Annotated in this window: 7 protein-coding genes; 1 reads left to right on the top strand and 6 read right to left on the bottom strand. The window is 65.7% G+C overall.

All coding sequences use genetic code 11. The features are described from left to right. Positions 1-180: 180 nt before the first annotated feature. The 6 genes from AC07U1_RS03695 to AC07U1_RS03670 form a co-directional block, all read right to left on the bottom strand. A complete protein-coding gene (locus AC07U1_RS03695) occupies positions 181-1455 on the bottom strand; it encodes an APC family permease (protein ID WP_495197647.1) in 1275 nt (424 codons plus the stop codon). A gap of 58 nt (positions 1456-1513) precedes the next feature. Continuing rightward, positions 1514-4027, bottom strand: coding sequence for a TonB-dependent receptor (locus AC07U1_RS03690; RefSeq protein ID WP_495177398.1), 2514 nt, complete (start codon positions 4025-4027; stop codon positions 1514-1516). A gap of 148 nt (positions 4028-4175) precedes the next feature. Next, positions 4176-5771 carry a tetratricopeptide repeat-containing sulfotransferase family protein gene (locus tag AC07U1_RS03685; RefSeq protein WP_495177399.1) on the bottom strand — a complete coding sequence of 532 codons (1596 nt, stop codon included), beginning with the start codon at positions 5769-5771 and terminating at the stop codon, positions 4176-4178. Between the two features lie 4 nt (positions 5772-5775). Next, positions 5776-7386, bottom strand: a complete 1611-nt coding sequence (locus AC07U1_RS03680; RefSeq protein ID WP_495177400.1) for a DsbA family protein — start codon at positions 7384-7386, stop codon at positions 5776-5778. Positions 7387-7441: 55 nt separating this feature from the next. Further along, the gene (locus tag AC07U1_RS03675; RefSeq protein WP_495177401.1) at positions 7442-8845 is read right to left on the bottom strand and encodes a M48 family metalloprotease; all 1404 of its coding nucleotides are present in this window, start codon (positions 8843-8845) and stop codon (positions 7442-7444) included. 130 nt (positions 8846-8975) lie between these two features. Next, complete coding sequence (locus AC07U1_RS03670; RefSeq protein ID WP_495177402.1) at positions 8976-11633, bottom strand: Rne/Rng family ribonuclease; 2658 nt, start codon at positions 11631-11633, stop codon at positions 8976-8978. 677 nt (positions 11634-12310) lie between these two features. Here AC07U1_RS03670 and AC07U1_RS03665 point away from each other — a divergent pair. Further along, positions 12311-13525 (top strand): N-acetylmuramoyl-L-alanine amidase, encoded by a 1215-nt coding sequence (locus AC07U1_RS03665; RefSeq protein ID WP_495177403.1) that lies wholly within the window; start codon positions 12311-12313, stop codon positions 13523-13525. The last annotated feature ends 11 nt before the right edge of the window (positions 13526-13536 follow it).

Genomic DNA, 13536 nt, shown 5'->3' with positions numbered 1-13536 from the left:
GAAATTGCGGCAGCGCCCGGGCGCACCGCGTCAGGAAAAACGCGCTACGACAGCGGGCGGATGCCGCAGGGTTTCAAACCCTGGTTTGTTCGGCGGTCCGACACGTCACGTCTCCAAAAAAGCCCGAATCCGGGCCAACGGGATTTCGCCGATAAGCGATTTCCCGCTTGCAGGCAAGTTTCAGGCTGCAGCGGGCCGGGCGCGGCGCATCGCGAGATATATCGGCAGCCCGGCGGCGGTCAGCCCGAGGCTCCACAGGCTGGCTTCCCAGCCGGCGCCATAAAAGGCCCAGCAGCTGTAGAGAAAACCGAGCAGCGTCAGGGCGACGAACCCCGGCGAGGCCTTGATTGCGCCGCTGCGCTCGAGCTTCAGCGCAGCGAGCGCGCCGACGATGTAGAAGATGATCGCGGTCGAGGTCGTCACCAGCACCATGAATTTGAACAATTCGGCCAGCCCGCGGGCATAGTTCGCATAGACGACGAAACTGGCGAGCGCGCTCGACACGATCTGGGTGAACCAGGGCACGGCGAAGCGGTTATCGCGCGCGAAGATCGGCGGCAACAGCCCGCGATGCGCCAGGTCGCGCGGGATTTCGCCCTGCAAGAGGACGAAGCCGTTGAGCGCGCCGAGCGCAGCGATCGCGGCGAACAGCGCGACGGCCTGCCCTGCCGAAGGGCCGACGAGCGTGCCGAAGAAGGTTGCATAGGCGGCGTTCGAGGCTTCGAGCGTTTCGAGCGGCAACAGCAATGTGACTGTCGTGCAGGACAGCAGATAAAGCAGTCCGGTCGTTGCGGCGGCGATAATCGTCGCGCGCGGGATCGTGCGTTCGGGCTCGCGGACCCGGTCGCCGACGACGCAGGCGCTTTCGAAGCCGAGCAGCGCGAACAGGGTCAGCGTCGCGGCGCTGCCGATATTGTCGAGACTCACCGGCTGGGTGCCCGCCATGGTCGGCGTCGGCGCATCGCCGGTCCCCCACAGCCACAGCGCGACCAGCACCGCGCCGACGACAGGGATCAACTTGAGACCGAGAGTGAGCAATTGCGCCCCGCCGGCACGGCGCACGCCCATCAAATTAACGAGGGTGAAGAACCAGATGAAGCCGATCGCGATCAGCGCGGTACTCGCGCCGCCATCCGCGAGCGCCGGCACAAGGATCGACAAATTGCTGATCGCTGCGACCGCGAGCGTCGCGACGACGGTCCAGCAACTGATCCAGTAGCTCCAGGCCACGATGAAGCCGGTCCCGGGGCCGAAGGCCGCGGCGGCATAGGTGTAGGTCGCGCAGCCCGTCGGGAGCCGCTTCGCCAGCCGCGCGAAAGCGACCGCAAGGCACAGGGTCCCGGCGATCGACACGCCCCAGCCGATGACCGCGTTCCAGCCGAGCGGGGCGAGGTCGCGCGGCAGCAGGAAGACGCCCGACCCGATCATGTTTCCCATGCCGAGCGCGACGCACATCAAAAGGCCGAGCTTTTGGCCCGGCCTTTCGTCGTTGGTTTGCGTGACCGTCACCCGATCAGAACTTGGCGCCCAGCCGCGCCCCGATCGTCCGGGGCTGGTTCACCAAAATCTGCACACGGTCGTCGCACTGGCCGCAGTTCGAATAACGCGCCAGCTGCGCGCGCTCGTCGAACGCATTCTGCAGGAACAGTTCGAAACTGTACGAACTCCATTCGAAGCCGGCGGCGAAATCGACCGTCGTCGACCCCTTGACCCGGCCCAGCGCGGTCGCGGTGTCGACGCGGATGTCAGGCGTCGCGGATCCGCGATGCGCGATCACCGACTGGAAATGCATCTCCCCCGGTCCGACCGGGAACTGGTATCGCACCGTCGCATTGCCGTTGAACTTCGGCGTCACGGGCAGGCGCGTGCCTTTCTTCGCGGCGATGAACTTGTCCGGATCGGTCGGATCGTCGGTGGCACAGACATAGGTCGGATCGTCGAATGTGCACAGATTGTTGCGCGTCTTGGCGTCGGTATAGGATGCCGCCGCCGTGATGGTGAGGCCCTGAGTCGGTCGGATGTTGATATCGGCCTCGATCCCCTTGATCCGCGCGTTCGGACCATTGTGAATCTCGGTAAAGCTGTTCTCTCCCAGGAACGAGAACTGGAAGCGCTTCCAGTCCTGCATATACACCGCCGCGTTGAGCCGGACCATGCCGTCCGCCAATGTCGTCTTGATCCCCAGCTCATAATTGGTGAGGAAGTCGGCGGCATAGGGTGGAATCGTGCCGCGCCGGTTGATGCCGCCGGGACGGAAACCGCGCGACCAGGTCGCATAGGTCATCACATCCTCGCTGGGCTTCCAGGTCAGGTTCACGCGGTGCGTGAACCCCGTGTCCTTGGTGCGTTTCGGTACCAGTTCGCCGCCGACGAAATCGGCGAGGTTGGTGCAGGGACCACCCGGTACCGCGGCGGGCAATAAGGTGCCGCCCGGATTGTCGCGCAGGATCGCGCCCGTCGTCGTGTAACAGCCCGCGACGCCGGTGCGTGAACTGCCCGCGCCGTTGAACGGAGGGCCGTTCGGGTTGCGGCCAAATCCGAAGAAGCCGATCAGGCTGTTATCATATTTATAATAGCGGCCGCCGCCGGTCAGTGTCAGCGTTGGGGTGATATCGAAGCTCGCTTCGCCGAATGCCGCATAATCCTTGTCGACGCGCTTCTGCTCGGTCAGCCATAGCGTGCCGGGCAGGCCGTTGACCGACAAGGCGTCGGCAAGGCCGGGAACCTTATAGTCTTGGTGGATCTGGTTGCTCTGGCGCTGGTAGAACAGCCCGGCGACAACGCGGAAGCGTTCGTCCTGCGGCGACGAGACGCGCAGTTCCTGGCTCATCTTGCGGAAATGGTCGGTCCCGATGATGAACTGGCGCGGGTCGATGGTGTTGCCGGCATTGTCCGAAAAATAGAAATAATTGGCAAGACCGCCGACCGGTTCGTAGAGTGCGTCATAGGCCTCGGCATAGTCGGTGTAGTCGTTGATCTGATACGCTTTGCGGTCGAGATAGGCCCCGGCATAGGTGATTTCGAAATTGCCCAGCTTGCCCTCGATTGTCAGCGCCGCCTGGATGAATTTGTCGCTACGTTCGTCGGGGTAAAAGCGCTGGACCTGCAGGTCGCCGACACGCGGGTCCTGTGCAAAGGTGCCGCTGCTCGTCTGCTTCTGGTACAGCAGGGTCGGTGTCACCGTCCAGTTGTCGTCGAGGTCGACCTTCAGTGCGGCGCGACCGCCATAGATTTCGGCATCGTTGAAATTCTTCTTCACGAACCCGGCGTTGTTGACCGAGATGCCATCGCGGATACAGCCATCGATATCGCCGTTCCCGTCGCGGGTGGGCGTGCCGCAGAAGGTCCGCGTGCCGGGCACATTGTCGATATAGCCCGCGTCGCGCTGATACCAGCCGACGACGCGGATCGCCGCCATCTCGCTGATCGGGGCGTTGATCATGCCCTCGATCTTGCCGCCCATGCCGCCGCTCTTGACGCTGTTGAGCTCGCCGTCGACGCGGCCTTCGAAGCCGCTGGTGTCGGGTTTGTTGGTGATGATGCGGATCGTCCCGGCCTGCGACGAGGCGCCGTACAGCGTGCCCTGCGGTCCCGCGAGCGATTCGATGCGCGCGATGTCATAGACATGGACGTCGAGCGTGCCGCCGATCGTCGTCACCGGCTGTTCGTCGAGATAGACGCCGACGCTGGGCAGTGAACCCGAATGGTTGCCGTCGCCGCCGCTGGCGACGCCGCGCATATAGACGGTCGTCACGCCGGGCTGGCTCGACTGGAAGGACACGCTTGGCAGCAGTTTCGAGAAATCCTCGAAATTGCCAACGTTCAGCTGGTCGAGCTTGCGGGTGCCCAGTGCCTGGATGCTGATCGGGACATTCTGGAGATTTTCTTCGCGCTTCTGCGCGGTGACAATGATTTCGTCGTCATAGCCCTTGGTGTCGGCTTCCTGCGCCAGCGCAGGCGTCGAGGAAAGCACCGCGCCCGACAGCGAAGCCAGAAGCAGCGCGCGGCGCGAAAATTGGACCCGCATATAAGACCCCCCTAATATGTGCGATCGCCGTTGCTGCGGCGGAAAGGGAAGCTTGAACAGTTTCACGGCGTCGTCAATCACGCCGCCACCAAACGGGGAGTGCCGACCACCGTTTCGTCGGCACTATGACAAAATTGCAACAATCGTGTCAGTCGGTGGCGGGATATTGCGTCAGCGCCGGACCCAGCGCCTCGACGAGCGGTTCCAGCCATTTCTCCATGGCGCGCCACTGGCCGACGCCGTCGCGATTGATCGGCCGTCGCACCTGTTCCGAACTCGCGGTCCGCACCGCGCGCTCGTTGGTGTGGAAGTCGAGGCACGCCGGTTCGAACGGCACGCCGAGATAGTCCAGCAACGCGCGCACTTCGCCCTTGAGGTCGTCGATCAGCCTTTCGTGGAATACGCGGTGGATTCGTCCCGGCATGGCCCGGTCGAAATGGTCCATCAGTTCGACATAGTCGGCATAATAGCGCCCCATGTCGGCGAGGTCGTAACTGAACGCCTGCCCGCGGGCAAAATGCTGCTTATAATTGGAGAAACAGCAATCCATCGGGTGGCGCCGTGCGTCGATGATTTTCGCGTTCGGCAGGATCAGCCGGATGAAGCCGGTATGCAGCCAGTTGTTCGGCAGCTTGTCGATATAGAAGGGCTTGTCGCTTTTTCGCTGGACCAGCGTGTCGTGCAGATATTGCTCGCCCAGTTCGCGCGCGTCGGCCGCCGACAGCTTGGCGATGCCCCCCATGCCCCGCGCCTTGGCGTAAAGCTTGGGGATGTCTGGCAATTCCATCGTGCCCTCGACCATCGAATGGCTCGACAATATCTGTTCGATCAGCGTCGATCCCGAGCGCGGCATGCCGACGATGAAGATCGGATCGGGCGCGGCGGCGCCATGGCCGCGCTGCGCTTCGAAAAATTCGGGGGTGTACAGCGACACAGCATGATCGACCGCGGCGCGCGTCTGGTCGGCGTCATAGGGCAGCAGCCTTTTGCGCAGGGCGTTGCCAGTCGCGTAATGATCGAAGGCATCGGCCGCCTGTCCCCGGTCCTCCTGAGCCTTGCCCAGCGCGAAATGGAGATGGAAGCGGTCCTCGGCGGCGATGGCGTCGGTGTCGAGCGCGTCGCGCATCGCCGCGATGTCGTTCTCGTCGAACTTCAGCGTCTTGAGATTAGCGAGGCTCCACCACACCTCGCCGAGCGTCGGCGACAGGGCGAGCGCCTTGCGATAGGCGGTAATCGCGTCGGCCTGCCGCCCCACCGTCTTGAGCATATGCCCATAGGACATCCAGATCTTCGGCTGCTTCCCGAAGCCCTTGAGCACCTGTTCGTACAGCTCGAGCGCCTCGTCGAACTCGCCGACGCGGCCCAGCGCCGCCGCCTTCAGGTTGGCGTTGGTCAGATTGTCGGGATCGATCCTTTGCAGCTTGTCCAGCTCTTCGACCGCCTCGCCCGAACGGCCCTGGCGATGGAGGACGGTGGCGAGGTTCGAGCGCGCGGCGAGAAATTCGGGCGCGAGGTCGAGCGCGCGGCGCAGCAGCGCCTCGGCATCGCGATAGCGTTCGATCCGCGCCGCCAACTCGGCGAGCATGCGGATCGCCGCGACGTCGAACGGATCGCGCTTCAGATGCGCCTTGAGCGCCGGTTCGGCGTCGTGCAGCCGCCCCTCGAACAGCGCGAGCGCGGCCTCCATCAATTCGGGGTTGCGGACCGCGCGGCTGATTGCGGCATGCGCGGCGCTCGCACTCATCGCCTCAACCCTTGGCCCGCGCCTTGGCGACCGCCGCGCGCAGGCCGTCATAGCCGATCTGCCCCTGCAACAACTGGTTGCCAACGACCCAGGTCGGGGTCGCGTTCAGTTGCAGCTGGCTTGCGATAGCGAGGTTGGAGTCGAGCTCGCGCTGGAACAAAGCCTCGTTCGCGGTCGCGTCGGCGGTGCCGTCGGTGACGACGCCGGCCTTTTCGGCGGCCGCGGCGATCGCCCCGCGATCGAGCGACGATGCCTGGAACATCGCATGGTGGAACGCGTCATATTTGCCCTGTCGCGCGGCCGCGAGCGCCATCAGCGCGGCGTCGCGGCTCTGCGGCGCGATGATCGGGAGCTCGCGGAACACCACTTTCAGCCGGCGATCGCTGCGAATCAACCGGTCGAGGTCGGGCAGGCTGGCGCGGCAATAGCCGCAGGCATAATCGGTGAAGACCGTGAGCGTCACGTCGCCGTCCGCATTGCCTGCCCACGCGCCGGCATAGGGTTTTTCGAGCGCCGGGCGGATCGCGTCGATCGCCTTCGCCATCTCGCGGTCACGCTGCGCGGTCAGTGCCTCGGGAATGAGCTGCGGATTGGCTTTGATATAGTCGGCGACGACGGTCTCGACCTCGCTTTTGGACAAACCGCCGCCGAAACGGCCGCCGAGCCAAAAGGTCGCGCCGAGCAACAGCAGTCCGCCGAGCGCGATTACCCAGCCGGGCGCGGGCAGGGCGACGCCGCTCGCTCCGCCGCGCGGCGGCTGCGGGCGTTGCGGCGTCCGATCATCGGGCGCCGGCGCGGAGATCGATGGCGGCGGCGTCGCCGATGCCGCTTTGGCAGGCTTGGCCGGTGTCGTTTTGGGTGCCGCGAGTTCGATGCCCGGTTCGCTCGCGAACAGCGGCAGGTCGGGCGCGGCCGGCTTGGTCGCGGCGGTTGCGGCCGCCGCTTCCTGCGCCTCGCGTGCGAGCAATTGTTCAAGCCCCGATGGCGGCGGTCCGGCTTCGATCCGCGGCGCGGGGCGCAGTTTTGTCGCCGCCTCGCCCAGACTTTCCTTGCTCGCCTTGGCGGCCTGGCCCAGCGCTTCGCCGGCCTTGCCCGCGACATCGCCCAGCCCGCGTTGTGCGTCGCTCGACAATTTGCCGACCTTTTCGCCGAGCGCTATCTTGTCCCACGCCTTGGCGCTCGCGGCGGCGGCGGCGGCGCTGCCGCGCGCGGTTCCACGGCCGAGAGCCTTGGCAGTCCGCGCGGTGGCATCGGCTGTACGTCCGGCGAGTTTACGCGAGCGGCGCGGAATTTCCATCGCCTCGACCCGAGCGGGAACATCGGCCCTTTCGCCGACGCGGATCGTCCAGTCGGCAAAGGCGCTGCTGCCGTCGCGGATCGCCCGCCACAGCCCGTGTGCGCCGGCCTTCAGCCGCTCGCCATCGACTGCGGGTTTGCGTGGGGCGTGCGTCTCGGCCGGATAGCGCGACACGTCAAGTCCGATCGGCGGCACCTCGCGTGGCTTGGCCAAGCCACCATCGTCGCGTGCTTCGGTCGATGCGGCGCGTGCGCCATCGTCGGCGGGCGCCGGGTCACGCAGCCACGGCTGGTAATAATCATCTTTTCTATCAGTCACTTGTTGCCCTTGCGCATCGATATGGACGATGCGTCCCCGCTTCGTGCGTTCGAATCTAGCGCCGTTTGCGTTCGCGTTCCACCTCGGCGCGCGCGACCAGCGAAATATCCTGTGCACGAATCCAGTCGGGCGACCCCTCGGGCAGGCCCTGCATCGCGAGGTCGGCGTTACGCAGCGCGAGCATCGCCTGTCTACCCTCGAGCTGGTAGCGTTCCGCCGAGGCGAGCGCGGCGCGCGGCTGGTCGCCCTTGTTCGCATAGACGATGCCGAGCTGGTACCAGGCAAAGGGGTTCTGGTTGTCGAGCGCGATCGCGGTCTTCAGCACCTCTTCGGCCTCGGGGAAATTGGCCGGCTCCTCGGTCGCGATCAGGGCGTGGCCGAGCAAGGCGGCGATCAGCGGCTGCGAGCGCGAATTGGTGACCGCCTTGCGCAGCGGCGGGATCGCTTCCTTTGGGCGCCCCGATTCGAGCAGAACCTGGCCTTCGAGCTCGAGGAAATAGGGGTCCTCGGGCGCGGTGGCGAGCAGGCCTTCGACTTCGGCAAGCGCCTTTTGAGGATAGGCACTCTTGTGCCAGGCATAGGCGCGCGCATAGCGGGCCGGCACGCTGGTGTTGCTTTCGGGGTATTTGCGCAGCGTGCGTTCGGGTTCGGAAATGAAGCCCTGCAGCTTCGCCTTTATCCGCTGGAACCGTTGTTCGATCGCCGGGTCGGCGGGCTTTGCCCAAGCCGCATCGACGACATAGACTTCGCGCAGCGACTGGATGCGGTCGCCCGACATCGGGTGGGTGCGGCCATAGGCCTGGTCGTCGTCCTGCTTGACGCCATAGCGGAATTCGAGATTCTGGAGCTTCTTGAAAAAGGCCAGGCTGCCGCGTCCGCTGATCCCAGCCTTCGACAGATATTGCGCGCCGGCGGCATCGGCGGTCGATTCCTGGATACGGCTGAACGCGAGGAACTTGCCGAGCGCGGCCTGCTGTCCCGCCATCATGATCCCCATGCCGGCTTCGCCCCCGCCTGCCGCGATCGCCGCCGCGCCGAGCAACAGGCTGAGCAGCGAAATGCTCGTCGCCGCCTTGGCGCCGTCGTTGATGCGGATCGCGTGGCCGCCCATGACATGGCCCAGCTCGTGCGCAAGCACACCCTGCACCTCTTCGGCGCTGTCGGCAGCGTCGATCAGTCCCGCAAAGACATAGATGTCCTGGCTGCCCGCGACAAAGGCGTTGATGCTGCGCTCGCCGAGCAAATGGACACGCACCTGCCCCGGCTGCAGCCCCGCCGCGACGAGCAGCGGGTCCATCATGTCCTGGAGCAGCGCTTCGGTTTCGGCGTCGCGCAGGATCGACTGCGCCGCCACCGGGCGCACCGCTACCGCGAGCAAGACGACGAACGTCACCAGAAACCGAACCAGCGAACGCCAGGCATTGGCCCGATTTGCGAGCTGCGGCAGGGAAAAACTCATCGGGTGCGTCCTTGCGCCGAGCGCCTGAACCTCAACTGAAGCCATGAAGGCCTTGTGGGGTTCAGGACGCTCGGTGGCAAGGCTGCGATCGCAAGGATGCGATCAATTGCCGCCAATCGGGGTCCGCCGATCAGTTGCCAAAGGTGCGCTGCCACCAGCCACGGCGGGGTTCGCCGTCGGGGGCTTCGTCGCTGCCAGCGGGGACGGGTTCGCCGTCCTGCGCCGCGACCTCGGTCGATGCGGTCGCGGCCTCTTCGGCTGCGGCGGCCGCTGCGGCCTTGGTCTTGCGCGGCGCGCGCTTCTTGGGCGCGGGCTTGGCAGGTTCGACCTCGGCTTCGGCTGTGGCGACGGTTTCGATCGTTTCCTCGGCGACGGCTTCGACGGGTGCGGGCGCTTCGGCCGCTGCTGCGGCTTCGGCCTCTTCGGCGGCGATCTGCGCCTTGGTCCGGCGCGGCTTGCGCTTCGGCTTTTCAGCGACGGGCGCTTCTTCGATCACCGGCTCGGCAGCGACTTCGGCCTCGATCGGGGCTTCGGCTTCTGCGGCCTCGGCCTCTTCGGCTCCCTCATCACGCGGCTTGCGGCCACGACCGCCACGGCGGCGGCGCGGCTTGGCTGCGGTTTCGCCTTCGGCATCGACGGGGACTTCGGCGACCGCTTCGGTCACCGTGTCGCCGGCGTCGTCATCCTCGGGCGCGTCGCCTTCGCGGTCTTCGCCTTCGGCGCCTTCACCGATCTCATTGCCCTCATCGTCACGGCGGCCGCGGCGGCCACGACGGCGACGACGACGGCGCTTGCGGCCTTCGCCATCGGTGTCGGCGTCGCCTTCTTCGCGTTCGCGGCGGGCGGGGCGCTCGGTCTTTTCCGCCTCGGCTTCCGCCTCGGCCTCTTCTTCCTCGTCGAAATATTCCTCGTCGTCGTCATCGTCCTCGATCGGGGCGATCGGGGCGAAGCTACGGCGCGCGACTGGCGGCGGGCCGCCTACCTCGATTGCCATGCGCGCGCCCTCGGTCTCGCCGTCGGGCAGGATTTCGACGCTGACGCCGTACAGGTCCTCGATCTCGCGCAGTTCGCGGCGCTTTTCGTTGAGCAGGTAGAAGGTCGCTTCCTGGCTCGCGCGCAGGATGATCTTGCTCCCCTTGCCGCGTGCGGCTTCCTCTTCGATCATGCGCAGCGCGCTGAGGCCCGCCGACGACGCGGTGCGGACGAGGCCGGTGCCTTCGCAATGCGGGCAGGGGCGGGTCGAGGCTTCGAGCACGCCGGTGCGCAGGCGCTGGCGGCTCATCTCCATCAGCCCAAAGCCTGAGATGCGGCCGATCTGGATGCGCGCGCGGTCGTTCTTCAGCGCGTCCTTCATCGCGCGCTCGACCTTGCGGACGTTCGAACCATGATCCATGTCGATGAAGTCGATCACGATCAGCCCGGCCATGTCGCGCAGACGCAGCTGGCGCGCGATCTCGTGCGCGGCTTCCAAATTGGTGCTGACCGCGGTCTGCTCGATATTATGCTCGCGCGTCGACCGGCCCGAGTTGATGTCGATCGACACCAACGCCTCGGTCGGGTTGATCACGAGGTAACCGCCCGATTTCAACTGGACGACGGGATTGAGCATCCCGGCGAGCTGGTCCTCGACGCCATAGCGCTGATAGAGCGATACCGGGTCGGCATATTGCTGCACGCGGCGCGCGTGGCTCGGCATCAGCAATTTCATGAACTGCTTGGCGGCACGATACCCGTCCTCGCCCTCGACGAGTACTTCCTCGATATCCTTGTGATAGATGTCGCGGATCGCGCGCTTGACCAGGTCGCTGTCCGAATGGATCAGCGCCGGCGCGCTGGACCCCAGGGTCTTTTCCCGAATCTCGTCCCAGACGCGCGCCAGATAGTCGAAGTCGCGCTTGATCTCGACCTTGGTGCGGCTCATCCCGGCCGTGCGCACGATGCAGCCCATCGTCGGCGGCAGGTTGAGTTCGTCGACCATGGCTTTGAGTTTGCGGCGGTCGGCGCCATTCGAAATCTTGCGGCTGATCCCGCCGCCGTGCATCGTGTTCGGCATCAGCACGCAATAGCGGCCGGCGAGCGATAGATAGGTGGTGAGGGCAGCGCCCTTGTTGCCGCGTTCTTCCTTGACGACCTGGACCAGCATCACCTGACGGCGGCGGATGACGTCCTGAATCTTGTAGCGGCGGCGCAGCGACATGCGGCTTTCGCCGTCCTCGTCCTCGTCGCGGCGGCGGCCACGGCCCCGGCCGCCCTTGCGGCCGTCGCGGCCGCGGCCGCGACCCTTGCGGTCGCCGCGACCGTCCTTGTTCTCTTCGGCGCCCTCTTCGGCCTCGCCCTCGGCGTCGCCATTTTCGTCATCGCCTTCGTCGCCGTCATGGTCTTCGCCGACGGTTTCGGGGGCCGGGGCATCGCCATTCTCATCGTCATGATATTCGACGTCGGCGACGTCGCCTTCCAGTTCGTCGAGGTCTTCCTCGGCGCGCATCGCGGCTTCGGCGGCATGCTCGGCCTCTTCGCGGAGCAGGGCTTCGCGATCTTCCTTCGGAATCTGGTAATAGTCGGGATGGATTTCGCTGAACGCGAGGAAACCGTGGCGATTGCCGCCATATTCGACGAACGCCGCCTGCAGCGACGGTTCGACTCGGGTTACCTTGGCCAGATAGATATTGCCCTTGAGCTGCTTGTGCTCGGCGGACTCGAAATCAAACTCCTCGATGCGGTTTCCCTTGGTGACGGCGACACGGGTTTCTTCCCGGTGCCGCGCGTCGATCAACATGCGCGTGGTCATTATTATCACTCCAGGCGCGCCGCGGCGCGCCAACAAAAAAGGCCGCGGCCATCCGTACGGGATGACTGCGGTCAAAAGGGTTCAATGGAAAAAAGACGTTATTGCCTTGTGCGGCCCGCGTCCGGTCGTGGACGCGCATGCGGTCTTCCGCCCGAGCGACGGCAAGCGCGAAAGCGCCTGCGTCGCGGGTGAAAGAGGGCATGGCAAGCCTCATGCGGCATCAACCTGTTTAGCGGATGACCGGCCAGCGCGAATCGACCAGCGGCTGATCTTCCTTCGCTGCCCGGGCATCCGGGTGGGCCGACGGCAGGTTGCCAGGCCTGGATTGTCGGGCACCGGGGGAGAGCCGCCGTCCGGTCCGTGATCCGGTACCGATTGGGCGCGTTCCCCGCATAAGGCCCGACGGGTCAGGCAATGACACCGTCAGCGTTCGGGGTGCTAGCATCGGCGTCATCGAACGGCAACAGCCAAGCACCGGAAAAATATGGGCATGGTAAAGCCCGCGGCAAGGCGTGCCGTCAGCCCGATCATGCTAAACTGCTGGTTAACCCTGCCCTTTCACCCTGACTTGACGCGCCATCCCTAATGACCGGTTCATCGTGATGACCCGCAGGTGGCCTTGGATGCTTTCAGATAAATACTGGACCAATCGTCCTGCCCGGCGGCATAATCGCCCCATGCTTCTCGCGTCGCTCTTCCTCTCGTCGCTGATGGCCACGCCCGCGGTGCTGGCGGGCAATATCGGCGCGATCGAGATCACGGGCGGCGAGGTGACGGTACGTTTCGACGATTTTGTCGCCAGCGCGTCGACTTTGCTGCTCGCGGGTCCCGACCGCATTGCGCTCGACATCGCGGGTGCGCAGGCGGGGCGTTCGCCGCAGGGGGCGGGGTTCGTGCGCACCGTCCGCCAGGGCCAGCAAGGCCCCGACACCGCGCGCGTCGTGCTCGACCTCGACCGGCCGGCCCTCGTCTCGAACGCGCGCTTCGCCGCCGACGGGCGCAGCCTCTCGTTCCAGCTGAGTCCTGTCTCGGCGGACGAGTTCCAGCGCGCTTCGCGCGCGCCCCGCGTCCGGCTTCAGCCGCCGGCGCAGTTCCGCGCCAAACCGCCCGAAAAACGCTATTCGGTGACCGTGCCGATCGGCAAGGCGAAGCCCGCGGTTGCGCTGCCGAAGATTGAGGGACCGAACAATCCGCGCCTGCCGCTCGTCGTCATCGACGCCGGGCATGGCGGGCACGATCCGGGCGCGATCAGCCCGCACAGCGGCAAGCGCGAAAAGGACATCACTCTCGGCATCGCGCGCGCGATCCGCGACGACCTGATCGCCTCGGGCCGCGTTCGCGTCGCGCTCACCCGTTCGGACGACCGCTATCTGGTGCTCGAGGAACGTTATGGCATCGCGCGTCGACTGAAGGCCGACCTGTTCATTTCGGTCCATGCCGACGCCGCCGAAAACCAGCAGGCGAGCGGCGCGTCGATCTACACCCTCTCCGAAGTCGCCTCCGACCGCGAAGCGGCGCGGCTCGCGGCGCGCGAGAACAAGGCGAACATCATCAACGGCGTCGATCTTGGCGCGCACAGCAGCGACGTGTCGTCGATCCTGCTGGACCTGACGCAGCGTGAGACGATGAACGTCGCGTCGGACTTCGCCCGCCTGCTCCAGCGCGAGGCGTCGGACGACGTCAAGTTTCGCACCACCGCGCATCGCTTCGCGTCGTTCGTCGTGCTGAAGGCGCCCGACACGCCGTCGGTGCTGTTCGAAACGGGCTTCATCTCGAACGAGGGCGACGCCGAATTCCTCGGCTCGGCGGCGGGCCAGAAAAAGGTCGCGCGCGGCGTCCGCGACGCGGTGCAGGTCCACTTCGCGCGGCAGATCGCGTCACTGCTCCCGTAAATTTCATTTGA

The sequence above is a fragment of the Sphingopyxis sp. GW821-FHT02C12 genome (assembly GCF_059421785.1).
Note: the sequence above shows the minus strand (reverse complement) of the source record. Positions and strands in the feature narration are given on the sequence as shown.